The following is a 25,115-nucleotide window of genomic DNA, read 5'->3' as shown; positions in this document are numbered from 1 at the left end:
CGCGGTCCTCCGGTTAACCGCGGTTACTCCCTGTATCCCAGGGTTTCGGGGGTCTTTGATTCCCCCTCCAGGGCTGCCGGATAGTTGCTGCAACGCGCACCTTCCGTTGCATCTTCCGCTCCCTTTCAAGGAGGAACCATGGCCTTCACAACCAAGCCGGCCGCCGTCGTGGCCCTTGCCGTCTCAGCCCTGCTGGGACTCACTGCCTGCTCCGATCCCGGCGCATCGGCGGTGGCAGCACCGTCGTCGTCCGCTGCCAACCCAGCCGGCAAGAGCTTCAACCTTTCCCCGCAGCAGGACCGCTTCCAAGTGGCACCTGACAGTTCCGCGACTGCACTCGTGCCCGAAGCCATCAAGGCCGACGGCAAGCTCACCGTGGTGACGACGGGCGGCGCGGCACCGCTCAGCCTGTTCGCCACGGACAACAAGACCCTGATCGGCAGCGAGGTGGACATTGCCTACGCAGTGGGCGAGGCGCTGGGGTTGGAGGTCGAAGTCCTACCGGTGGCCTGGGCGGACTGGCCGCTGGGCATCGAATCGTCCAAGTACGAGGCCGTGCTCTCCAACGTGACTGTCACCGAGGCCCGCAAGGAAAAGTTCGACTTCGCCACGTACCGGAACGACCTGCTGGGCTTCTACGCCAAGAGTGACTCCAGCATTGGCGGGATCAAGGAAGCCAAGGACGTGGCGGGCAAGCGGATCATCGTGGGCTCCGGCACCAACCAGGAAGCCATCCTGGTGCGCTGGGACGAGGAGAACAAGAAGAACGGCCTGGCGCCGGTTCAGTTCCAGTATTACGACGACGACTCCGCCTCGAGCCTGGCGCTCCAGTCGGGACGTGCGGACCTGACGTTCGGACCCAACGCCGCTGCCGCCTACAAGTCTGCACAGGACGGGAAGACCAAGCAGGTGGGCACGCTGAACGGCGGCTGGCCGCTAACGGCACAGATAGCCTTCACCACCAAGAAGGGCAACGGGCTGGCAGTCGCGGCGCAGGCTGCGCTGAACCACCTGATGGCCCACGGCACCTACGCCAAAATTCTGGACCGCTGGGGCCTCTCCTCGGAGGCCATCCAGAAGTCCGAACTGAACCCGGCGGGCCTGCCCAAGAAGTAGGGGCGTGCAGATGGAAAGGGCGAGGAAGTAGTTTATGACTACGTCCTGGCAAAGCAGGGCCAGAAGAAGTAGCACGCACACTGGGAAACACCCCGCACGGAGGCGCTCCGGAGCTGATGCTTCGGAGCGCTTCCGGTTTTTCCGCCCAGCCAGGAGCCCCAATGAGCCATCCCCGCCACCACCCCACCGCCACATCTGGCGGGGCCGGCACGCCCGCGCCGGAACCCTTGCTGGAACGTCCGGGTATCCGGCCCGCTGGCCTGCGCAGCATTCTTCGCGACCTGGGCCTGTCGTATGTCTCCAACGGCGCCATCGGGCTCATTTTCGCGGCGTCCGGGCCCATCGCCGTCACCCTGGCCGTCGGAACGGCCGGCGACCTGACTCAGGGCCAGCTCTCATCCTGGGTTTTTGGCATCCTCTTTTCCGGCGGGGCAGCCACGCTGCTGATGTCACTGATTTACCGGCAGCCACTGGGCTTCGCGTGGTCCATCCCCGGCACGGTACTCCTGGGACCCTCCCTGCAGCACCTGTCCTTCCCCGAAGTAGTTGGGGCGTTCTTCACCTCGGGCGTGCTGATCCTCGCACTGGGCGCCACCGGCGTGGTGCGCAAAGCCATGGCGCTGGTGCCCATGCCGCTCGTGATGGCCATGGTGGCTGCGGTGTTCCTGAAGTTCGGAACGGACATCGTCGCCTCCACCCAGGACAACCCGGCGGTGGCAGCTCCGATGGTGGCCGCGTTCCTGGTCCTCACCGCAATTCCCAGGTTTGGCAGGTACCTGCCGCCGGTCCTGGGCACCGTGGTGGCGGGCTGCATCGCGGTGGCGGCCAGCGGCCAGTTCAAGCTGCTGCCCGGCGGACCGCTTCTGGCTACCCCGGTGTTCACCGCCCCTGAATTCACGTGGGCCGCCCAGCTTGAACTGGTGGTTCCGCTGGCCATCACCGTGCTGTTCGTGCAAAACGGCCAGGGCATCGCCGTCCTCCGTGCCGCCGGCCATCAGCCGCCCGTGAATGCCTTCGCCATGGCCTCCGGCGCGTTCTCAGTGCTGAACGCCGGGTTCGGCGCCGTTTCGGCCTGCGTCACGGGCCCCACCAACGCCCTGTTGACCTCATCCGGGAAGAGGGAGCGGCAATACACGGCGGCCGTGGCGTACGGCCTGCTGGCCCTGGTGTTCGCAGCGTTTGCCCCCACCCTGACCCGGCTGATGCTGGCCGCGCCCAAGGAGTTCGTCCTGGCACTGGGTGGCATCGCGATGCTGCGGGCCCTCCAGCAGGCCTTCGTAACTGCCTTCTCAACCAGCTTCACCCTGGGCTCGCTGGTGACGTTCGTGGTGACCATCTCCGGCATGAACCTCTTCAACATCCATGCAGCCTTCTGGGGGCTGGTCATTGGTTACGGGGTGTCCCGCCTGCTGGAGCGCGCGGACCACGCCCGGCCATGAGGCGGACCCGGCGTGCACGGCCGCAGCGCCTGGCTGGATTTTTTCTGCGTCAGCGCGGGTCCGGTTCAACCGCCCAGGCCAGCCGGTGCAGGAAAGTTGCTGTCCTGCTCCGACACGCCAGCCACGCCCGCTGCTTCCATCCGGACTTCGCGATGACCTGTGGGGCGTGCGGCAGTGCGCTGCCGCCGGCGCGGATGGCGCCCGCAAACAAGAGGGCAACGAGGCTTGCGCTTTCCATCTTTCTCCAAGCTGTACTGGTAAATCCCGGGTGTACCAGTACCCTGCCCGGCAGGCGAAGGCTTCAAACACAATCGGCAGGCCAGCCGGTGCAACTACGCCGCTGCATGGTTAGGCAGGTGCAGTATTAGGCAATAGTCTGGCCAGATGGGGACCAGTGCCGTGAACTCCGGCGAACAGACTGACAGGCAATCGCGCATCCTTGACGCAGCGATGGATCTGCTGTCCCGTCACGGGATTGCGGGAGTGAGCATGCGATCCGTGGCGCGCGAGGCAGGCGTGGCACTGGGGCTGGTCAATTACTACTACGACGACAAGACCACCCTGATCCGGGCAGCCCTGGGCAGGGTGGATGAGCACGATCTCCTGCTCGTCGCGCCGGACCCGTCGGTGTCCCCCGATGAGCAACTTCGGAGGGCGCTCCATCGAGTGGCGGCCGCCGACCTGCTCACCACCCGCTACCTTTCCCTGCGCCTTCATCTGTGGGCCCTGGCCCAAGCGGACGAGGATTACGCGCAAATCAACGCCGCTGCCTTTGACCGGTACATCGACGGGCTCGCGGCGCTGGTATCCAGCGCCAAGCCGGAGCTGTCATGGAACGAATGCCGGGAGAGGGCTTCGGACATCGTCGTCATCCAGAATGGCATGTGGCTGACGGCGCTGCTCGGGGTGGACAAAGCCTCCATTCAACGAAGTATCACGCGGACTGAAGAGATCGCCTTCGCGCCGATCAACAACCCTGGCCGGGGCGAAAGCGGCTGAATCGCCGGGCCGGACCAGGCTAAACGGCTCTACCGCAAGGCAACCGTAGCTTCATAACCGGCATTGAACAAGTGTTCAAGAAATCTATTGAACACTTGTTCAATCTGCATTACTGTCCTCGGTATGACTTACGCCACATCAACGCAGGACCCCGTCCTCGGCGTCGAAACCGCTACAGCGACCACCCTGTTCATCAACGGCAAGTGGGAGCCGGCCTCCTCCGGCGCTGTGCGCGAAATCCGCAATCCGGCCGATGGCGAACTGGCCGCCATCGTCTCCGAAGCCGGCCGGGAAGACGCCGAACGCGCCATCGCCGCGGCCCGCGCCGCCTTCGACTCCGGAATCTGGTCGGACGTCCCGGCACCGGAGCGCGGCGCCTTCCTCTTGAAAGTTGCCGCCGGGCTCCGAGAGCGCCGGGAAGAGTTCGCCCGCGCCGAGTCGCTGGATACCGGCAAGCGGATGGTGGAGAGCCGCATCGACATGGACGACATCGCCGCCTGCTTCGAGTACTTCGGCAGGCTCGCCGGGCAGCAGGCAGGCCGCGTGGTGGACGCCGGGAACCCCGCCGTCGTGAGCCGGATCGTCTACGAACCCGTGGGCGTCTGCGGCCTGATCACCCCATGGAACTACCCCCTCCTCCAGGCCGCATGGAAGATCGCCCCGGCACTGGCCGCCGGCTGCACGTTTGTCCTGAAGCCCTCCGAGCTGACCCCGTCCACCAGCATCCTGGCCATGCAGCTGCTGCAGGACCTCGGCCTGCCGGACGGCGTGGCCAACCTCGTCACCGGTGCCGGCGCCCAGGCAGGCGCACCGCTCTCCGAACATCCCGACGTCGACCTCGTCTCCTTCACCGGCGGCCTGGAAACCGGCAAACGCATCGCCGCATCAGCCGCCGGCACCGTCAAGAAGGTGGCGCTGGAACTCGGCGGGAAGAACCCCAATGTGGTGTTCGCCGACGCGGACTTCGACGCCGCCGTCGACAACGCCCTGAACGGCGCATTCGTCCATTCCGGCCAGGTCTGCTCCGCTGGCGCCCGGCTGGTGGTGGAGGAATCCATTGCCGAACGCTTCGTGGACGAACTGGTCCGCCGCGCCAAGGACATGCGGATCGGCGGCCCCTTCGACGAGGACGCCGAGACCGGCCCGCTGATCTCCGCCGCCCACCGGGACAAAGTGGACGCCTACGTCCAGCGCGGCCTCCAGGAGGGCGCACGGCTGCGCACGGGCGGCGCGGCGCCGCAGGGAGAAAAGTACGACGCCGGTTTCTACTACCAGCCCACCATCCTGGACCAGGTGCAGCGCGGCATGTCCGTGGTCACCGATGAGGCGTTCGGCCCGGTGGTGACGGTGGAAACCTTCCGCACCGAGGACGAGGCCGTGGCCACCGCCAACGACACCATCTACGGCCTGGCCGGCGCCGTCTGGACGCAGGATGCCGGCAAGGCCCAGCGCGTGGCCGGCAGGCTCCGGCACGGCACCATCTGGATCAACGACTACCACCCTTACCTCCCCCAGGCCGAGTGGGGCGGCTTCGGCCAGTCCGGCGTCGGCCGAGAGCTGGGCCCCACGGGCCTGGCCGAATACCAGGAAGCCAAGCACATCTACCAGAACACCAGCCCGCAGGTCACCGGCTGGTTCGCTGACCACAGCAAGGAGAACTAGATGCACTACGACAACATCGAGGACGTGAGCGACCGCGGGTTCGACTACGTCGTCATCGGCGGCGGGTCCGCCGGTGCCGCCGTGGCAGCACGTCTCAGCGAGGATCCGGACGTGACCGTGGCCCTCGTCGAGGCGGGCCCGGACGACCGGAACATTCCCGAGATCCTGCAGCTGGACCGCTGGATGGAACTGCTGGAATCCGGGTACGACTGGGATTACCCCATCGAGCCGCAGGAAAACGGCAACTCCTTCATGCGCCACGCCCGCGCAAAGGTGATGGGTGGCTGCTCCAGCCACAATTCCTGCATCGCCTTCTGGGCTCCGCGAGAGGACTTGGACGAGTGGGAGTCCAAGTACGGCGCCACCGGCTGGAACGCAGCCAACGCCTGGCCACTGTACCAGCGGCTGGAAACCAACGAGGACGCCGGCCCGGACGCACCCCACCACGGCGACTCCGGCCCCGTGCACCTGATGAACGTGCCCCCGGCGGATCCTGCCGGCGTCGCGCTTTTGGATGCCTGTGAGCAGACCGGGATTCCGCGGGCGAAGTTCAACACCGGCACCACCGTGGTCAACGGCGCCAATTTCTTCCAGATCAACCGCCGCGCGGACGGCACCCGCTCCTCCAGCTCCGTCTCCTACATCCACCCCATCGTGGACCGCCCCAACTTCACGCTGCTGACCGGCCTGCGCGCCCGCCAACTGGTGTTCGACGCGGACAAGCGCTGCACCGGCGTGGACGTGGTGGACGGCGCGTTCGGCCGGACCCACCGGCTCACCGCCCACCGCGAGGTCGTCGTATCCACCGGCGCCATCGACTCCCCCAAGCTGCTCATGCTCTCCGGCATCGGCCCGGCCGCACACCTGGCTCAGCACGGCATCGAGGTCCTGGTGGACTCCCCCGGCGTCGGCGAGCACCTGCAGGACCACCCCGAAGGCGTGGTGCAGTTCGAAGCCAAACAGCCCATGGTGCAGGCCTCCACCCAGTGGTGGGAAATCGGCATCTTCACCCCCACGGAGGACGGCCTGGACCGCCCCGACCTGATGATGCACTACGGCTCCGTCCCGTTCGACATGAACACCCTGCGGCACGGCTACCCCACCACGGAGAACGGCTTCAGCCTCACCCCCAACGTCACGCACGCCCGTTCCCGCGGCACCGTCCGGCTGCGCAGCCGCGACTTCCGCGACAAGCCCATGGTGGACCCGCGCTACTTCACGGACCCGGAAGGCCATGACATGCGCGTCATGGTGGCCGGCATCCGCAAGGCCCGCGAAATCGCCGCACAGCCCGCCATGGCGGAGTGGACCGGCCGCGAACTGTCGCCCGGCATCGAGGCGCAGACGGATGAGGAACTGCAGGACTACATCCGCAAGACCCACAACACCGTCTACCACCCCGTAGGCACGGTCCGCATGGGAGCGGACGACGACGGGATGTCACCTTTGGATGCCCGGCTGCGGGTCAAGGGTGTCACCGGCCTCCGGGTGGCCGACGCGTCCGTCATGCCCGAACACGTCACCGTCAATCCCAACATCACCGTCATGATGATCGGCGAGCGCTGTGCCGATCTGATCAAGGCGGATTACGCAGGCGCCGACGCCCTGGAAGAGAAGGAGCTCACCACGTCCCTCGCCTGAGCGGCGGGTTACAAGGGGCCGCGCTCCCAACAGCGCCGGGCCCCGCAGAACGTTATCTCGCCGCACCCCAGGGCGGCCGTTCCCATCGTGCTTTTCTGAACTAGGAGTCCATATTGGAACCCAGCAAGAGTATTGATTCAAGCGGCATGGACGAATTCGGCTACACCCAGACCTTGGATCGGAGCATCGGCAAGTTTGCCAGCTTCGCCGCGGGTGTCAGCTACATCTCCATCCTCACCGGTGTTTTCCAGCTGTTCTACTTTGGTTTTTCCATGGCCGGCCCGGCGTATGCCTGGTCCTGGCCCATCGTGTTCGTCGGCCAGCTGATGGTGGCCCTGTGTTTCGCCGAACTGGCAGGCCGCTACCCCGTGGCCGGCTCGGTCTACAACTGGGCGAAGCGCCTGGCCTCCGGCACCTCCTCATGGCTGGCCGGCTGGCTGCTGCTGCTGTCCTCCATCATGGCGCTGGGCTCCGTGGCCCTGGCGCTGCAGATCACCCTGCCGCAGCTCTGGTCCGGCTTCCAGTTCGTCGGTGATGGCACCGGGCCGTACGACTTCGCCATGAACGGCGTGGTGCTGGCCACCATCATGATCACCATCTCCACCCTCATCAACGCGTTCGGCGTGAAGCTGATGACCCGGATCAACAGCATCGGCGTCTTCGTGGAACTCATCGCCGCCGTCCTGCTGATCCTCGCGCTCGGCTGGCACGTGGTCCGCGGCCCGGAGGTCTTCTTCCAGACCAATGGCTTCGGCGAAGGCAAGGACCTCGGCTTCTTCGGCGTCTTCCTGATCGGCGCTATGGCCTCCGGCTATGTCATGTACGGCTTCGATACCGCCAGCTCGCTGGGCGAGGAAACCAAGGACCCCAAGAAGACCGCTCCCAAGGCCATCCTGCGGGCCGTCACGGCGTCCTTCCTGCTGGGCGGGGGAATCCTGCTGTTCGGCATCCTGGCCGCACCGGACCTCACGGACCCGCAGATCGGCTCCCCTGACGGCGGCCTGCAGCACATCGTCCTCTCCGTCCTGGGCGGACCGTTCGGCAAGGCTTTCCTGGCCTGCATCGTGGTGGCCGTGGTGGTCTGCACCCTGGCCGTGCACGCCGCCGCCATCCGCATGATGTTCGCCATGGCCCGCGACAACAACCTGCCCTTCAGCCGGCAGCTGAGCAAGGTGGACCCGGTCCGCCGGACCCCAACGGTCGCTGCGATCGTCATCGGCGTCCTGGCCGTCATCCCGTTGCTGGTCAACGTCATGCAGCCGGCCATCTTCACCATCCTGTCCAGCATCAGCATCGTCCTGATCTACCTGTCCTACCTCCTGGTCACGGTTCCGCTGCTGCGCAACCGGCTGCTGAAGAAGTGGCCCCTGGTCGCCGACGGTTCCGAACCCGGGTTCTCCATGGGCAAGTGGGGGCTTCCGGTGAACATCCTGGCCGTCCTCTGGGGCGCCGCCATGACCATCAACCTGGTGTGGCCCCGGCCCGAGATTTACAACTCGGTGCCGCCGTTCGAGTGGTACCTGCAGTGGGGCGGGGTGATGTTCGTGGCCGCCGTAGTCATCGGCGGGGCCCTGCTCTACCGCCTGAAGATCCGCCACCAAACCGGCGTGCTGGCCGAGCATGCTGCGGCCGTGGCTGCGCATCCGTCGTCCAACGACCCCCGGTACGACGCACCGGAGGAGGCAGTGCCTGCCAACGCGGTCTTGGCCACGGAAGGCTAGCAACACCGACTACAAGGGGTCGACGGCGGCACTCGCTTGAGTGCCGCCGTCGACCCCTTTTGCGTGCCCCGCACCAGCGGGTGGTGGGGCACCGCGTCACACAACGGAACGGCCATCCGTTCCGGAGCGGCAACGCCCTACCCTTGACAGGTGACATTGACTAAGACCCGCACCGCCGCCGCGAGCTCCATCGCCGCCGCTGGCCTCCTGCTTACCCTCGCCGCTTGTTCCACCCCCGCCGGCAACTCGCCAAGTTCCTCGGCACCTGCCTCTTCCGCAGCGTCTTCGGCGAGCGCCAGTGCCGCTTCAACCTCCGCCGGCCCCTGCGCCGGCGTGAAGGTCATCGTCGATTCCGGCGCCCTGAAGCAGTCCACCGCCGCTACCTCCACCTGCGTGTCCGTGGACGGGCCGACCGTGGCATCGGACGTGCTGAGCAAAGCCGACGTGAAGATCGAGGGCACCGCCAAGTACCCCACCAGCTTCGCGTGCCGCGTCAACGGCGTGCCCGCTCCGGACTTCGACATCAAGCACAAGGGCGGCACCACCCGCGAAGCATGCGATGACAAAAACACTGTCTCGTACTGGGCCCTCTGGGTGAAGCCGGCAGCCGGGACGTGGGCCTACGCGCAGGAAGGCCTGGACAGCCTCAAGCTCAACCCCGGCGAGAGCCTTGAACTGCTCTACACCGTGGACAACGAACCGGCGGCCCCCGCGTCATGACCTTCCGGCCCGCGCCGTTGCGCGCAGCAGCGGTTCTCGCTGCTGTGTTCATCGCGGCGCGGGTCGCCTACCGGGTCCTTTTCGACGGGGCGGCCACCGGTTCCCCGGTCCTGCTGGACCTGCCCCCGCTGCGCCTTCCGGCCCCGTACGCCCACGTGGTGTTCCTTGGCCCGGTGACCGGGCCCGGGCTCTGGCAGGCTTTTCTGTCCGCCCTGCCGATCGCCCTGACCATCCTGGGTTTCGGCCTGCTCAACGCCTGGGTGGATGTATCCCGAGGCTTCGTGCGCCTGGCCCGCGGCGGTCCCTTGCAGGGCGTGGCCCGGATGCTGGTGGTGGCGTGGGCGGCGCTTCCTGCACTTTCCGACGCCGTGTCCTCCGTCCGCCTGGCCTTCCGGCTCCGGGGCGAAAAGTTCGGACCGCGCGCCCTGGTGCCGATCCTCGAACGGACCCTGGAGCACGCGGGCCGGGTGGCGGCGGCCCTGGAGCTGCGGGGCTTCGGGAGCCGGGCATCCCGCCAAGGAAATCACGACGACGGCACTCCCCTTCTGGTGCGCGACGCCCGGTTCCGCATCGCTGACACGTGCATCAGGGCGGATTCGTTTGCGCCGCCGGCCGGGTCCGTCGCGGTGATCACCGGGCCCACAGGCTCCGGCAAGTCCACCATTCTGCGCGGCCTCGCGGGCCTCCTTTCGCATGTCGACGGCGGAGAGATCTCCGGCACCGTACAGGTTGCCGGGACGGACCGCGCCTCCGCTCCCCCACGTGATACGGCGGGCTTGGTGGGTGTCGTACTGCAGAACCCGCGGGCCGCGTTTGCCACCAGCCGGGTCCGGGACGAGATCGCCCTGGCCCTTGAACTCCCTGGCGTGCCCTCCACTGCCGTGAAGGCCCGGGTACGGGAGGTGGCCGACAGGATCGGGGTCGCGGCGCTGCTGGACCGGAACGTCAGCACCCTTTCTGCAGGTGAGGCAACGCTCGTTGCTATCGCCGCCGCCGTCGTGGATAACCCGCAGCTGCTCCTGGTGGATGAGCCGCTGGCCGACCTCGACGCCACCGCCCGCGGCCGCGTCATCGCCATTCTCCACGCGCTGGCCCGCGAGGACGGGGTCTGCATCATTGTGGCCGAGCACCGGGCCGAGGCACTGGTACCGGTTGCTGATGCGTGGTGGACCATCCGGGATGCGGAGCTGGTGCCCGTTACCGCGCCGGCCCCTTGCGCCCCGGTTGGTGCGCTTCAAGCATCCGTTCCGGTTCCGGGGCAGACTTCCGTGCTGACCGCGGCACACCTCTCGGTGCACCACAAGGGCACGGCCCTGGTGCGCGACGCCTCGGTGGACCTGCGCCGCGGCGAAATTGTGGCCCTCGTGGGACCGAACGGGGCAGGAAAGTCGTCGCTGTTGGTGGCGCTGGCCCTGCGTGGAAGTGTGCCAGGAATGGCCACTGCCGGAGCGGTCGAGGGCGGCCGGGTCGCCCTGGTGCCGGATGCCTCCGACGACCTCTTCACCCGCGACACGGTTGCGGGCGAGCTGCGGGCGGCGGAACGGCGGCTGGCCCGTGGGAAGCAGGATGCCCAGCCTGCGCCCGGGTTTGCGGCTGCGCGCCTTGCCCGGCTGCGCGGAACGGCGGGAATGCCCATCGGCCATGAACATCCGCGGGACCTGTCCGCCGGCGAACGCAGGATCCTGGCCATCGCGCTGCAGACCATGGACGCCCCGGAAGTGCTGCTGATCGACGAACCGACGCGCGGGCTCGACCCTGCCGCACGGACTGCGGTGGCGGCGGCACTGCAGGCAGCAGCGGATGACGGCACAGCGGTTCTCATCGCCACGCACGACCTTGACTTCGCCGACGGCCTGGGCGCCCGGATCCTCCCGATGCTCGACGGCGTGGCACCATCTTTGGAACCTGTCGCTGCTCCGGAACCGTATGTCCCGGCGCCCCGTCCTACTCGTACCGAAGCCCAGGCTAAGGCGTCCACCGCTGAACAGGCAGACGTCGCGCGTGCCACGAAGCCCCACCGCCTCCGGATGCCGCGGGGCGCCGAGCTTGCTGTCCTCGCCCTCGCCAACCTGGCCGCCCTGGCCGCGTTCTGCTGGCCGCTGCTTGCCGCGGCACTCCCGCAGGACGCTGCCGCCGCAACCCCCTACATCGCCCTGGCCATCGCACCCGTGGCCGCGGTCGCCGTCGTACTTTCCCTTGATGGTTCCGTCCGCTCGGCCCACACCGTGGCGCTGCTCGGAGTGCTGGCTGCCGTCGGGTCCGCCGTGCGGGTGGCGAGCACCGGCGTCGGCGGTGTGGAGGCGGTGTTCATCCTGCTGATCCTGGCGGGCCGCGCGTTCGGCGCCCGGTTCGGCCTACTGCTCGGCGCGGCGACCATTGCGGTGTCGAGCGCACTGTGGGGCGGGATTGGGCCGTGGACGCCGTTCCAGATCTTCGCCTGCGCGTGGGTGGGCGCCGGGGCCGGGCTGCTCCCCCGCCGGGTGCGCGGCAAAGCCGAGCTGTGGATGCTGGCGGGCTATGGCATTGCGGCGTCCTACGTGTTCGGGCTGTTGCTGAACCTATGGTTCTGGCCCTTCGCAGTTGGCGCCGGCACCGGCATCTCCTACGTTCCGGGCGCGCCACTGGGCACCAACCTCAGCAGCTTCCTGCTGTATTCACTTTTGACGTCGACGGCGGGCTGGGACACCCTGCGCGCCGTCACCACGGTGATCGGCATCGCGGTGGTGGGCCGGGCGGTGCTGGCTTCGCTGCGCCGGGTGAAGCCGGTGTCCGGTGCCAGCGGAAGGGTTGGCGGCCGCAGCGGGGACGGGCCGGAAGCGCCGCCCCCTACTTTGACGCGGCCCGGCGGCTCGCTGCGAAGATGACGACTCCGCCGATGACGGCAAGGACGTAAAACCAGGTGGCAGCGGTGAAAACGGCTGCATAGGCCTGTGCGTCGGCGGGGGCGCGGGGTGCGTCCGTTCCGGCGGCTGTGCTGAACACGACCGTGAGCAGGGCCAGGCCAATCGATCCGCCCAACTGGTGGGCAGTATTCACCAGGCCGGACCCTGCACCGTTGTCCTCCGGAGCCACGCCGGACATCCCGAACTCGGTGAGCACGATGATGGCGATTCCCTGGCCAACGCCCAGGACGATGAGGGGCAGGAAGACGTCCGGGAAGTACGTCGAGGCGGGCCCAATGGTGCTCAGCCACCACATTCCCAGCGCCGCAATGACCAGGGAAGCCACCAGCAGCATGGGCTTGCCCATGAGGGCACCGAGGGGACGGACGGCGTAGACCATCGCGAAGAACAGGAGGGTGAGCGGAATGTAGGATATGCCGGCTGTGAAGGCGCTGAACCCGAGGACGTTCTGCAGGTATTGGCTCAGGAAGTAGAACGTTGAGAACATAGCACCCACAATCAGGATCCGGATGATGTAGGCGCCGGAGCGGGTGGTGTCCCTGAACAAGCGCAGGGGCGTGATGGCCTGGGTGCTGCGGCGCTCAACGAGGACAAACGCGGCGATCAGCAGTCCCGCCAGGAGCAATGGCAGCCACGTTGCCGGCGTTGCCCAGCCTGCTTCGCCGGCGTGGACCAGGCCAAAGACCAGGGCAGTCATGCCGAGCGTGACAGTAAGTGCCCCCGGAGCGTCGAAACTGCCCCTGCTTTTCGCCGTTTCCGGCAGGAAGCGGGGAGCAAGCAGCAGGACGACGGCACCGATTGGCACGTTGATCAGCAGGCCCCAGCGCCACGAAAGCAGGTCAGTGAAAACTCCGCCAACAATGATGCCGACACTTCCGCCGGCACCGATGACAGCGCTGTAGATACCGATGGCCCGTGACCGCTCCCCGGGTTGCGGGAAGGACTGGACCAGCAGGGCCAAGGTTGCCGGTATGGCGAACGCAGACGCGACTCCCTGCAGCACGCGGGCCAGGATCATCACCTCGGAAGTCGGTGCAAGCCCCGCAAGCAGCGAGGCGATGGTGAAGACGGCGACGCCCGCCATGAACACCCGACGGCGGCCCATCAGGTCACCGGCCCGGGCACCCAGAAGGAGGAGTCCGCCGAAGGCGAGTGCGTAGCTGTTCTGTACCCAGGACAAGGTGGGACCCGTAAAGCCCAGTTCCCGCTCCAGATGCGGCAGTGCAGTGGTGACGATTGAGGTGTCCAGGACCATCATCAGCTGACAGCCCATGATCACGGCCAGCACCATGAACCGCGACCACCCTCCCGGCGAGGGGGCCACCCTGAATTCCGTTTGTAACCTGCTCACAGTCGATACTCCTTACTAAGTAACTGGTTGGTTACTTGATAGTGCACCCCCTACCGCTCTTTGTCAACTAAACGGTTACTTGCTAGAGTCCAGGAGTGGCCCGAGACGCTGAAGCAACCCGTAAACGGATCCTCGACGCAGCCGAGGAGGAGTTCGCCAAGTACGGGATCGCCGGAGCCCGCGTGGACCGGATCGCCGACATCGCGCAGGCGAACAAGGCAATGATCTACCGTTACTTCGACAGCAAGGACCGCCTCTTCGACGAGGTCTTCAGCCAGCGGGTACTCGCATTCGTGGACGAGGTGGAGTTTGACGCGGCAGACCTGCCCGGCTACGCGGGGCGGTCATTCGACGTCTACCAGAAGTATCCGAACACGCTCCGGTTGACCAACTGGTACATCCTCGAACGCGGTGAGGAGGGCCAGCTGGATAGCCTGACGGCGTCCCACCGGGACAAACTCAGCCGGATAGAAGCCGCCCAAAAGGAAGCCCTGCTACCGAGCGACCGGACCGCCATCGAGATCCTGACAGCGGTCCGCGCCCTGGCCATGGCCTGGCACATCCTCACCCCGGACATGGCCCGGGCCCAGTTGCCCGCCGTCGCGCGCAGGCGCCAGGCCGTCGTCGAGAATGTCCGCAAGCTCCTCGCACTTTAGGCGGGGGCGCTGCCGGGCCTGGCCCGGGAACCGCCAGCTCACACCTTGAAGTACTTCGCCTCCGGGTGGTGGAACACGAACGCGTCGGTGGACTGTTCGGGGTGCAGCATAAGCTCGTCGCTCAGGATGACGCCCATGCGCTCGGGCTTCAGCAGCTCGGTGACCTTGCGGCGGTCCTCCATGTCCGGGCAGGCCGGGTAGCCCAGCGAGAAGCGGGCGCCGCGGTAGTCCAGCTTGAAGTACCCCGCCGTGTCCTTGGGTTCCTCAGCCGCGAAGCCGAGCTCCTTGCGGATACGGGCGTGCCAGAACTCGGCCAGCGCCTCGGTGAGCTGCATGACCAGGCCGTTGAGCTCGTAGTAGTCGCGGTACTGATTGGCCGCGAACATCTTGGAGGTGAACTCTTCGATCTTGGAGCCGGCGGTGACCAGCTGCACCGGCAGCACGTCGATCTGCGCGGACTCGCGGGACTTCACGAAGTCGGCCAGGCACAGGTGCCGGTCGCGGCGCTGGCGCGGGAAGTCGAAGCGCAGGCGGTCGGTGCCGATCCGGCCGCCTGAACCACCGTCCGGGGCGAGCAGGCCCGCCTGGCCCAGGACGCCGTCGGGATCTTCGCCGTGGTGAAGCACCACCACCTGTTCGCCCTCGGAGACCACTGGGAAGTAGCCGTAGGCCACGGACGCGTCCAGCATGCCTTCGGCCAGGATGCGGTCCAGCCAGTAGCGCAGGCGCGGGCGGCCCTCGCGTTCCACGAGCTCCTCATAGGAGGCGCCGTCTTCGCCGCGGCCGGGCTTGAGGCCCCATTGGCCCATGAAGGTGGCGCGCTCGTCGAGGAACGCGGAGTAGTCGTGGAGCGAGACGCCGCGGACAATGCGGGTGCCCCAGAACGGCGGCACGGGCACGGGGTTGTCGGTGGCGACGTCGGAGCGGCCGGGCATGGCTTCCGGCTCAGTCACCGTGAACTTCGCCCCGCCCTTGTGGATGCGCTTCTTCAAGGGCGGCAGGCCGACGTCGTCCGGTGATTCGCCGCGGGCCAGGCGCACCAGGGGTTCCATGAGGGAGAGGCCCTCGAAGGCGTCCTTGGCGTAGCGGACCACGCCGTCGAACTGCTCAGCCAGGTCCTGCTCCACGTAGGCGCGGGTGAGGGCGGCGCCGCCCAGGATGACCGGCCACTTCTTGGCCAGGCCGCGGGACTGCAGCTCCGCGAGGTTCTCCTTCATCACCACGGTGGACTTCACCAGCAGCCCGGACATGCCGATCACGTCGGCGTTGTGTTCCTCCGCGGCGGCGATGATCTCGGCGATGCCCTGCTTGATGCCGATGTTGACCACCTTGTAGCCGTTGTTGGTGAGGATGATGTCCACCAGGTTCTTGCCGATGTCGTGCACGTCGCCGCGCACGGTGGCGATCACCATGGTGCCCTTGCCGGAGGAGTCAGACTTCTCCATGTGCGGCTCCAGCAGTGCGACGGCGTTCTTCATGACCTCGGCGGACTGCAGCACGAACGGCAGCTGCATTTCGCCGGCGCCGAAGCGTTCGCCCACCACCTTCATGCCTTCGAGCAGGTGGTCGTTGATGATGCCGAGCGGGGTCATGCCTTCGCTGCGGGCGAGGTCCAGGTCCTCCTCGAGGCCCTTGCCTTCGCCGTCGATGATGCGCCGTTCCAGGCGGGCGCCGGTGGGCAGTGCGGCGAGTTCTGCGGCGCGCTGGTCCTTGAGGGCCGCGGTGTCGACGCCGGCGAACATGTCGAGCATGCGGGCGAGGGGATCGTAGGTGGTGTTGCCGTCGGCGTCGTATTCGCGGCGGTCCCAGACCAGGTCCAGGGCCACCTTGCGCTGTTCCTCCGGGAGGGAGGCGAGCGGCACGATCTTGGCGGCGTCGATGATGCCGCTGGTCAGGCCGGCCTGGACGGCTTCGTGCAGGAACACGGAGTTCAGCACGATGCGCGCGGCCGGGTTGAGGCCGAAGGAGACGTTGGAGACGCCGAGGGTGGTGTTGATGCCCGGGTACTTCGCGGTGATCTGGCGGATGGCTTCGATGGTTTCGATGCCGTCGCGGCGGGTTTCCTCCTGGCCGGTGGCGACGGGGAAGGTGAGGCAGTCGACGATGATGTCCTCGACGCGCATGCCCCACTCGCCCACCAAGGCGTCGACGAGGCGGGAGGCGATGGCCACCTTGCCTTCGGTGGTGCGGGCCTGGCCGTGTTCGTCGATGGTCAGGGCGATGACGGCGGTGCCGTGTTCCTTGACCAGCGGCATGATGCGGGCGAAGCGGCTGTTGGGGCCGTCGCCGTCCTCGTAGTTGACGGAGTTGACCACGGGGCGACCGCCGATGAGTTCCAGGCCTGCTTTGAGGACGGGCGGTTCGGTGGAGTCGATGACCAGCGGGAGGGTGGAGGCGGAGGCGAAGCGGGAGACGATCTCCTTGACGTCCGCCACGCCGTCGCGGCCCACGTAGTCCACGCAGACATCCAGCAGGTGCGCGCCGACGCGGATCTGTTCGCGGGCGATGTCCACGCAGTCGTCCCAGCGTTCTTCGAGCATGGCCTGGCGGAAGGCCTTGGAGCCGTTGGCGTTGGTGCGCTCACCGATGGCCAGGTAGGCGGACTCCTGGTCGAAGTTCACGTGCTGGTAGAGGGAGGCGACGCCGGCTTCACGCTCTTCGGGGATTCTTGCCGGTGCGTTGTTTGGCTTTGTCTCCACGGCTTTGTTGCGGAAGTGCGCCAGACGTTCGACGACGGCGGCCATGTGCTCCGGCGTCGTACCGCAGCAGCCGCCCACCAGGCCCAGGCCGAATTCGCGCACGAACTGTTCGTGGGCGGTGGCGAGTTCGGCGGGTGAAAGCGGGTAGTGCGCGCCGTTGGCACCGAGGACGGGCAGGCCGGCGTTGGGCATGCAGGCGATGGCGACGGAGGACTGCTTGGACAGGTGCCGGAGGTGCTCGCTCATCTCGTCCGGGCCGGTGGCGCAGTTCAGGCCGATGGCGTCGACGCCGAGCGGTTCCAGGGCGGTGAGCGCGGCGCCGATTTCGGAGCCCATGAGCATGGTGCCGGTGGTCTCGACCGTTACTTCGACGAAGATGGGGAGGCGGACGCCCTTGGAGACGATGGCCTGCTTGCAGCCGTTGACCGCGGCTTTGGTCTGCAGGAGGTCCTGGCTGGTTTCGATGAGGAACGCGTCCGCGCCACCGTCGATGAGGCCCTCGGCCTGGAGGGCGAAGGTCTGCTTGAGCCAGTCGTAGCTGGTGTGGCCCAGGCTGGGGAGCTTGGTGCCGGGGCCCATGGAGCCGAGGACCCAGCGCATGCGGCCGTCTGTTTCCTCTGCAGCCTCGGCACGTTCGCGGGCGATTTTGGCGCCCTTGAGGGCGAGCTCCTCGATGCGGTCGTCGATGCCGTAGTCCGAGAGGTTGGACCAGTTGGCGCCGAAGGTGTTGGTTTCCACGGCGTCGATGCCGGTGGCGAAGTACGCGCCGTGGATGTCCGCGATGACGTCGGGGCGCGTGTCGTTGAGGATCTCGTTGCAGCCCTCGAGGTTCTGGAAGTCCGTGTCCAGCTGGAGGTCGCGGCCTTGGAGCATGGTGCCCATGGCGCCGTCGGCGATGACCACCCGGTGGTTCACGGCGTCCAGGAGTTCCTGCGAACGGGCGGGGCGGGGAACGGACTCGACGTCCAGTGCAAAACGAGGCATTTAAACAGGTTACGGGCGGGGGCGCCCGCGTTGCGCTGTGTGTCCGGATGCTACGGCGGCGGCGCACGTTTCGAGGCCCGGACCGGTTGTTCTTCACCAACCCTGTGCAGGCGGACGCCCGCCGAGACCGTCGGCGGCCCGGGAAACAGGTCATCCTCAGATCACAACTTCCAGCTCACCATGTGCGCGTGTCTGGAATAACCCTCTCAAGGCGCGCAATCGCGACCCCCAGCGTCCATTGCTGTTCAATCTTAGTAAATTGACCTAGCAAGCTTCGAGCTTTCCCAGATTTAGGAGTATGGCGCCCATTTCAGCTCCAGCAACTCCCAACCCTCCACCACTAGGCGTTCTAAACCAATACCGACTGCCAATCTCCCCGAATGGGGGTGTTTGAAGACGAACGGTTCTCCTCCAGCTGTATGCCTCATTAATCGCTCGGCAGTTACAAAATCCTCGAGTCTCTTGGTCCCCGGTGGCATCGAGCTCATGACGACTTCACGGTACGGAGCCGAAGAACCGCGTATGAAGTTCGAGTCAAGGCCGTGCGCCTCGAAGCAATGCTCCCCCGTGTTCCACGCCAGGACGTAAAGTGAGCCGGAACCTGACCAACCCTTGGAGATTGCCACCACAACATCCGCTGTTGCGTTAACGCCGCCGAAAGCTGAGGCCTTCGGTAGCTCCTCAAATGCTGCCGCGAGCTTGCCCGCCACGAACTCAGGGACGCATTCTGGTCCGGAGGCTGCCGTCGAGGCTGTGAGGCCTAATCGCGCGAGGTTTCCAAGTACGTGAGTTGGAGGTGAGGTTGAGCCAGAGTCCCTATCCACCACCCAAACCGGGATGTCGCTGCGGACTTGGGCAATGAGTTGACTTGCCACCCTGTCTTCTGGGGGCAGCGAATAGCCTACGAGCGTAAGCGCAGAGGCCGAAGCGACGAGAGATCGGGCTTTGCGCCAGAGGGTGTTGGCTAGATAGGAGCCGTAATAGCCGTCCTTGCTAGTGACGGGGGGAATTAGGTAACGGTCAAGGTTAGTAGCTCCCGAGAAATCAATCTCGGAGGCCAAGGGCATAGGTGACCCGAACACGTGCTTGTCTCGTACTCGAATGAGTGTCGACCCGCTACTATCACCTGCTGCCCAGTACCACCCAAGCGATCCGTGCAGCTTGAGCACCTCGAAAGACTTGTCGGTATGGCCTGCTCCTGAATCACCCATGAATTGTGCCTGAGGCGCCGGCGGGGCAGGGAACACGACGTGGTCACCAAGTATGTACTGAACATGCCCCTCGGGCGACGTGGTTGTCGGTGGACTTCCGTTTACGGCACGCTCAAGAAGGGTGTCGTAGTTAAAGGTGAGAATCACCGCTCGTTCTGCGTGCCAAAGAGCGACCAGTTGACGTAGCCAAATTGGACTGTCGTTCGCACATGCCTCCGCGACCTTCTCATCGAGTACGCTGGCAATCTCAGCCACGACTCGAGCAGCTTCCGCGCCGCGCCTTGAGTTCTCAAAACCTTCCAGAAACGGGAGAGAAGTGACTTGGAGTGTGAGCCAGTCCTCGAAAGTCTGACCTGGACGCAGATCGAAAACGACGTCCTTGGAGAGGCGCTCCCTTAGCGCTTCGCCGAGCTCATCCGTGACCGGCATTTTCGCGCTAATAGCCTTCGAGAAACCAGCCCCAAGGACGTAGAGAGGTCGATGCGAAGGAATGCTTGTCATCTGCTCAAAGTAGTGCAGACAATGCGGGGCGGTCGAATAGCGACTCGCTCTCTCTAGCCGGCAGAGTGTGCTGGCACGCGGCGAACTGGCCACCTAAACGCAGTCATAGTCTCAACCGCTTTCGACGTGTCGGACAACTGATGTGATGAGACTGGCGGTGGTATCGTCTTCAGCCGAGATCCGGGACAGGGATCAAATCTGAAGCGCGCGCTGGATTCCGTCTCTGCAGTCTCCCAAGCACCTAGTGAGTACGTTGACTCCAGACGCAAGATGCATTGGGGATGGATCAGCCGCTCAACCTTGAATATCTAGATCGACCGTCGACTCTTGACGTCCATCTTCGACGTCCGAATGAATACTTAATCGGACAACTTCCGTCTTTCGCATAGAGTAATGCCATGAGCTACGAAACAAGGACTGCAACGGACGAAGAAGTCAAGCACCACAGCACCCGAGACGAATCACAGTTCTTTGATCGTAAGAGTCGATCTATAAAGCCTGCAAAGGTAGCGCAGTCCTTTTCTTCTTTAGCTAATGCCGATGGCGGTGAACTTCTCATCGGAGTGGAGGACGATGGCACATGGATGCCATTCGAATCCATCGAGTCCACCAACGACATCACCTCCCTCGCCGCCAGAGTCATGCGACAAGAATTTTATACAGTTGAATACATCAAGCCTTCCTCCAAAGATGGAGTGGCTATTATGTTCTACATAGATCGGCACCCAAATGTCGTCTACACAGAAGCTGACTTGGCATACCAACGAATTGGTGCCCAGAATCATCAGGTGGTAGGAGAGCGCCTTGAGGCCTTAAAGCGTTCCAAGGGTGACTCCAATTACGAAGCGACTAAGACTGACGCCACTTTGGAAGAGCTTGAGAACTCGACCACCATGCTCACCTTCATGCTGGAGGGCACGGTCTTTACGGAACCTTCAGATTTCTTGAAAAAGAACCGCCTCGTAGTCAACGATTGCGGCATAGTCGCAGGAACGCTCGTATTTTCGGATCTTCCTCAGGCATATTTGCCGAACTCCGGAGTGAAACTCTACAGGTATAAAACATCGGGCCAGGAGGATCGAGATCATCTTGACGGCTTGCCTGAGACCATCGAGGGTCCTGTTACAGCCCTAATCGAAACGACCAAGAGGCGAGTAGAAGAAATCGTTGCAACGATTCCACGTCTTGACTCCAGCGGCTTCACAACGGTTGAGTATCCGTCCAAGGCTCTCCACGAAATTCTCGTCAATGCTTTCCTACACCGCGATTACGGTATGCGCGATTACGTCCACGTTCGGATCTTTGACAACCGAATCGAGATCGACAGCCCTGGACGCCTCCACGGACACGTAACCGTTCAGAACATTCTGGATGAAAGGTCCGCGCGGAACCCTCTTATTCAAAGAATTGTTAACAAGTTTCCCGAACCACCGAATATGGACATTGGAGAAGGGCTCAATACAGCCTTCAAGGCAATGGAACAGCTGCTTCTCAGTTATCCCGTTATTGAGGAGCTCTCGGACCGAGTTCGCGTGACCATCTCTCACGAACCGTTAGCAAGCCCTGCGCAAGCGATCATGGAGGCAGCAAAGCGGAAGGGGTCAATCAATAACACTGAGGCGCGCCAAGTAACTAAGATCGACCAGGAACGAACGATAAGGCGTCTTTTTGAGGACCTGGTGGATGCCGGGCAATTATCTCGAACAGGCTCCGGGCGAGGCACCCGCTACTTCCCGATCTCAGACTGAGATGTTCGGGCTGAGCTATGGGCATTGCCGATATTGTCACCGGCGGTCTTTAGATTTTGGGTGATTGATTTGCTTGAAGACGTGAAGTAGTCCTCGAAAGGAACAACCGACGTCGCTGGACTGGCTGCCCCAGTCACTTGATTTCGCGGCAGGAGCCGCAAACTGGACCGCATTGGCCGTGCTCAAGCCTCGCCGACAGCCAGCAGTGATTTGCTCGTCCCGCGCCCGGCTCCACGCTTTGACCGGACCTCAACCAACGGATGGCCGGCGTACGTCTCCTGGGTCTGATGATTGACACATTCCTACAGGTCGCGTTCAAGACGACAGCGCCCCTGCGACTTTGGCGTTGGCTGGTCGGCTCTCGCAGGCACCCAGCCCAGAGCCGGCCCCAGCTTGCCCGCGATGTCAGTCAGGATCTGGACGTAGTCCTCGTGTTCGAAGCTGAAGGGCAGCGCGAACGCCACCTCGTCCACCTCCTGAAAGCCCGCGTGCGCATACAGCTGCTCGGCGATCTCCTCGCTGGTCCCGATCAGGTCGCGCGCGAACATCATTCCCCGCGGCCCCTGCGGGGCAGCGGTGCGCGGAGTCCGTTCGTCCACATACCGCGTGTACTTCTCCCGCTGTACCGGCGACGCCGAGTCGGTGGGAATCACCACCAGCCCCTGCGAAACCCGCGCCTGAGAATGCCCCGCCGCCGCAGCAGCCTCCCGGAACGCCCGGATCTGCGACTGCTGGACCAGTGCAAAGTCCGGCTCCTGGTCCTTGTCCGGATAGATCACGCTGCTGGACAGCAGGTTAAACCCATTCGAACCAGCCCACACCGCTGACTTCGTACTGCCGGCCCCGTACCACAGCCGGTCTCGCAGCCCAGGCGAATGCGGCTCCACCCGGTTGGAGAACTCCCCCACCACGCCCTGCTTGCCGGAGAACTCCCGCACCGGCTCGCCGGCAACCAGCCGCGCGAACCGCTCCACCCGGGCGTAGCTGAAATCCTCCACGTCCGCGGTATCGGGATACAGCTCGTGCTTCACGGTGTCGTACTGCATCGGTTCGCCCACGCTCACCCCGGGATTGACCCGCCCGCCGGCCAGCAGGTCCACGGTGGCCAGGTCCTCCGCCAGGCGCAGCGGGTTCTCCCAGCCTAGGGGCGTCACGGCAGTTCCCAGCTCAATGCGCGAAGTCCTCTGGCTGGCGGCAGCCATCACCGCCACGGGCGAGGAGATGCCGAACTGCAGATGCCGGTGGCGCAGCCAGGCACTGTCGAATCCCAGCCGCTCCCCCAGCTCAATGATCTGCAGCGTCGACTCATGCCCGGCAGCTGGATCAAGTGGGTCAAACAGCCCAATGGTGAGGAATCCCAGCTTGCGCAAAGGACGGTCGGGCTGCGGCATGGCTTCCTCCAGAATCCGGGACGTGGCTGATGTTCAGACTAGGCGCTAAGACAAAGCATGAACCAACATGTCCCACGGCCCGGCGCCGCATCCAAAGACAACCTTGACGGCGCCGTCCACCAAGACGTTAGGCTCACCACGAGCCAGCGACGGCGCCGGCACGGGAGGAAAACATGTCACTGCAGGAAATCGAGTTCACGTCCGCCAACGGCCGCGACACCATCCAGGCATGGGTATACGAACCCATCGGGCAGCCCAAGGCCATCGTGCAGCTGATCCACGGGCTCGGCGAGCACTCCCGCCGCTACCTCCACCTCATCTCCACCCTGGTGGACGCCGGCTTCATCGTGGTGGCGGGCGACCACTCCGGCCACGGGCGAACCGCCATGCAGCAGGGCACCTGGGGCGACGCCGGCGAGGACGCCGCCAGCGTGGTGGTCGCAGACGAGGTCACCCTCCAGGCCAAGGCCAGGGCGGCACTCCCCCAGCTTCCCTACGTGGTGTTCGGCCACAGCTGGGGCTCCATGATCGCCCGCGGCATGGCCGTGGACTCGCGGACCCAGCTGTCCGGCCTGATCCTCTGTGGCATTGCCGCCCAGATGCGCGGCATCGAGAAGCTGATCGACCGCCCCGAGCTGGCGCGGCTTGCCTCCGGCGAGCGCGGCGCGGAACCGGCGCCTCAGGAACTGGTGGCCCAGCTGTTCGACGGCTTCCTGGGCCGCTTCGGTGAAGGTGCCGGCCCCACCGCATGGGTGGCCCTCGACGCGGACGTCGTCACCGACCACGGACGGGACCCCTTCAACAACTTCGGCGCCCCGCTCAGCGCCCGCTTCCTGCAGGGCTTCGTGGACCTCTACGACCAGGTCACCTCCGACGACTGGTACAAACAGCTCCCCGCCGAGCTCCCCGTCCTGATCCTCGCCGGCGATCAGGACCCCGTCACCAACTACGGCGAAGGCGCCTACCACGTGGCCAACCGCCTGGCTGATTCGGGCCACGCGGACGTCCGCACCCGCGTCTTCCCCGGCGTCCGGCACGAAGTGCACAACGAACCCACCACCCGCGCTAAAACCGAGCGCGAGACGGTCGAGTTCATCCAGCGGGTGGCCGGCAGCTGACGGTCGCTTAAGCACCTCATACGGAAGGTACGACGACGGCACTCACCACACCGCCGTCGTCGTACCTTCCAGCGGAAGTACCCCCGCAGCACTTAACGTTGCTTAACGGTCAAGCGCGCTCCTACTGTAATTGACGTCACAAGAACACCGTGAATGCACGTCAATGGAGAGGGGGCAGACGGTGAGCGGCCATAAAGTCAGCAGAACGTCCGGCCCCCGCCCCGCAACGGTTTCGGCCGCGGCCGTTGCCCGCGCAGCAGGCGTTTCCCCTGCCACGGTGTCCTACGCGCTGAACGGTAAGGGTGGTGTGTCAGTCGAAACCCGGCGCCGCATCATCGGCGTCGCGAACGAGCTGGGCTTCAGGCCCCGTAAGTCGTCTTCATCCCCCGATCCGCTGCGGACCCGCGTCATTGGGCTGATCCTGCCCAACATCATCAACCCGATGTATCCCCAGTGGGCCCAGGGCATTATCTCCGCTGCCGCCGACTCCGGCTACGAAGTGTTTGTGGCAACGACGCAGGACGATGCGGCCACGCTCGCACAAGTCACCGCCACGCTCGCGAACCGCAACGTGGACGGTGTCATCCTGGCCGCCGCCCTGCGGGAGGACGCCACCGCCCTGCGTACCCTGCGTACCGCGCGGATCCCCTACGTTTGCCTGTCGCGAAGGGCGGACTTCCTGCAAGGCGACTTCGTCGGCATTGATGACGACGCGGCGGCAACCCTGCTGATGGAACACATGCTGGGCCACGCTTACCGGGACATAGCCACGGTGGTGGGACCGCGCTTCTCCACCGCGTCCCTTACACGCGAACAGGCCTTTGTCCGCACCGCGGCCGCTGCCGGCGTCAGCATCAGCGGCGAGTGGAAGATCAGCACGCGCGTCAACAACGAAGGTGGCCGGCTGGCAGCTGAACGGCTGTTTTCCTCGCCCAGCCCGCCACGCGCCGTGGTCTGCGGCAGTGATGAACTCGCCATCGGCGTAATGGAATACGCGCTTGACCGCGGCCTGCGGATTCCTGAGGACGTGGCGGTCGCAGGGTGCGACGGGCTGGCCCACAGCCGCTCCGGGTTGATCAACCTGACGAGCATCGTCCAGCCGCAGCAGGAGATGGCCCAGGAGGCATTTGCCATGCTGCTGCGCAGGATCGAAGCCCCTTCCAACACCTACAGCTCTTTGATTTGTCCGCACCGCATCCACATAGGGAGGACCTGCGGGTGTAACGGACCGCGCGCCTAACCGCCCATCCACTTC

At 65.3% G+C, this 25,115-nt stretch carries 17 protein-coding genes; 12 read left to right on the top strand and 5 right to left on the bottom strand.

Annotation, left to right across the window (positions count from 1 at the left end; all coding sequences use genetic code 11):
* Positions 1-138 precede the first annotated feature (138 nt).
* Positions 139-1,116, top strand: a complete 978-nt coding sequence (locus FBY30_RS07620) for an ABC transporter substrate-binding protein (protein ID WP_142132320.1) — start codon at positions 139-141, stop codon at positions 1,114-1,116.
* A 161-nt stretch (positions 1,117-1,277) separates the two neighbouring features.
* Positions 1,278-2,555 (top strand): benzoate/H(+) symporter BenE family transporter, encoded by a 1,278-nt coding sequence (locus tag FBY30_RS07615; protein WP_142132319.1) that lies wholly within the window; start codon positions 1,278-1,280, stop codon positions 2,553-2,555.
* A gap of 49 nt (positions 2,556-2,604) precedes the next feature.
* Here FBY30_RS07615 and FBY30_RS07610 read toward each other — a convergent pair whose 3' ends face one another.
* Positions 2,605-2,793, bottom strand: a complete 189-nt coding sequence (locus FBY30_RS07610; RefSeq protein ID WP_142132318.1) for a hypothetical protein — start codon at positions 2,791-2,793, stop codon at positions 2,605-2,607.
* Between the two features lie 146 nt (positions 2,794-2,939).
* Here FBY30_RS07610 and FBY30_RS07605 point away from each other — a divergent pair, with 146 nt between their 5' ends.
* From FBY30_RS07605 to FBY30_RS07580, 6 genes are all read left to right on the top strand, one after another.
* Entirely contained in the window at positions 2,940-3,554 is a 615-nt protein-coding gene (locus FBY30_RS07605; RefSeq protein WP_142132317.1) for a TetR/AcrR family transcriptional regulator, read from the top strand.
* 123 nt (positions 3,555-3,677) lie between these two features.
* Positions 3,678-5,216, top strand: coding sequence for an aldehyde dehydrogenase family protein (locus tag FBY30_RS07600; protein ID WP_142132316.1), 1,539 nt, complete (start codon positions 3,678-3,680; stop codon positions 5,214-5,216).
* Positions 5,217-6,857 carry a GMC family oxidoreductase gene (locus FBY30_RS07595; RefSeq protein ID WP_142132315.1) on the top strand — a complete coding sequence of 547 codons (1,641 nt, stop codon included), beginning with the start codon at positions 5,217-5,219 and terminating at the stop codon, positions 6,855-6,857.
* A 146-nt stretch (positions 6,858-7,003) separates the two neighbouring features.
* Positions 7,004-8,578 carry an APC family permease gene (locus tag FBY30_RS07590; protein WP_235009547.1) on the top strand — a complete coding sequence of 525 codons (1,575 nt, stop codon included), beginning with the start codon at positions 7,004-7,006 and terminating at the stop codon, positions 8,576-8,578.
* A 156-nt stretch (positions 8,579-8,734) separates the two neighbouring features.
* Positions 8,735-9,298 (top strand): hypothetical protein, encoded by a 564-nt coding sequence (locus FBY30_RS07585; protein ID WP_142135009.1) that lies wholly within the window; start codon positions 8,735-8,737, stop codon positions 9,296-9,298.
* Complete coding sequence (locus FBY30_RS07580; RefSeq protein WP_142132313.1) at positions 9,295-12,162, top strand: ATP-binding cassette domain-containing protein; 2,868 nt, start codon at positions 9,295-9,297, stop codon at positions 12,160-12,162. Before FBY30_RS07585 ends, FBY30_RS07580 begins: the two co-directional genes overlap by 4 nt.
* Here FBY30_RS07580 and FBY30_RS07575 read toward each other — a convergent pair.
* A complete protein-coding gene (locus FBY30_RS07575) occupies positions 12,125-13,552 on the bottom strand; it encodes an MFS transporter (RefSeq protein ID WP_235009372.1) in 1,428 nt (475 codons plus the stop codon). The genes FBY30_RS07580 and FBY30_RS07575 overlap by 38 nt on opposite strands.
* Before the next feature lie 95 nt (positions 13,553-13,647).
* Between FBY30_RS07575 and FBY30_RS07570 the strand changes: the two genes are divergently transcribed.
* On the top strand, positions 13,648-14,208 hold the full coding sequence (locus FBY30_RS07570) for a TetR family transcriptional regulator (RefSeq protein ID WP_142132312.1): 561 nt from the start codon (positions 13,648-13,650) through the stop codon (positions 14,206-14,208).
* 38 nt (positions 14,209-14,246) lie between these two features.
* On the opposite strand, the gene metH is transcribed toward FBY30_RS07570, so the two are convergent.
* Together metH and FBY30_RS07560 are read right to left on the bottom strand one after the other, a co-directional pair.
* Positions 14,247-17,891: a methionine synthase gene (metH, locus tag FBY30_RS07565; protein WP_142132311.1), complete on the bottom strand. Its 3,645-nt coding sequence runs from the start codon at positions 17,889-17,891 to the stop codon at positions 14,247-14,249.
* A 290-nt stretch (positions 17,892-18,181) separates the two neighbouring features.
* Positions 18,182-19,603 carry an SIR2 family protein gene (locus FBY30_RS07560; protein WP_142132310.1) on the bottom strand — a complete coding sequence of 474 codons (1,422 nt, stop codon included), beginning with the start codon at positions 19,601-19,603 and terminating at the stop codon, positions 18,182-18,184.
* 398 nt (positions 19,604-20,001) lie between these two features.
* On the opposite strand from FBY30_RS07560, the gene FBY30_RS07555 reads away from it, so the two are divergent.
* Positions 20,002-21,351, top strand: coding sequence for an ATP-binding protein (locus FBY30_RS07555; protein ID WP_142132309.1), 1,350 nt, complete (start codon positions 20,002-20,004; stop codon positions 21,349-21,351).
* Between the two features lie 302 nt (positions 21,352-21,653).
* Here the strand turns inward: FBY30_RS07555 and FBY30_RS07550 are convergent, their stop codons facing one another.
* Positions 21,654-22,742 (bottom strand): LLM class flavin-dependent oxidoreductase, encoded by a 1,089-nt coding sequence (locus tag FBY30_RS07550; RefSeq protein ID WP_142132308.1) that lies wholly within the window; start codon positions 22,740-22,742, stop codon positions 21,654-21,656.
* Between the two features lie 173 nt (positions 22,743-22,915).
* On the opposite strand from FBY30_RS07550, the gene FBY30_RS07545 reads away from it, so the two are divergent.
* Both FBY30_RS07545 and FBY30_RS07540 read left to right on the top strand, forming a co-directional pair.
* Positions 22,916-23,860: an alpha/beta fold hydrolase gene (locus FBY30_RS07545; protein ID WP_142132307.1), complete on the top strand. Its 945-nt coding sequence runs from the start codon at positions 22,916-22,918 to the stop codon at positions 23,858-23,860.
* Between the two features lie 181 nt (positions 23,861-24,041).
* Positions 24,042-25,100 carry a LacI family DNA-binding transcriptional regulator gene (locus FBY30_RS07540; protein ID WP_235009371.1) on the top strand — a complete coding sequence of 353 codons (1,059 nt, stop codon included), beginning with the start codon at positions 24,042-24,044 and terminating at the stop codon, positions 25,098-25,100.
* Positions 25,101-25,115: the final 15 nt, after the last annotated feature.

It is taken from the genome of Arthrobacter sp. SLBN-83 (assembly GCF_006715285.1).
Classification (GTDB): Bacteria; Actinomycetota; Actinomycetes; order Actinomycetales; family Micrococcaceae; genus Arthrobacter.
Note: the sequence above shows the minus strand (reverse complement) of the source record. Positions and strands in the feature narration are given on the sequence as shown.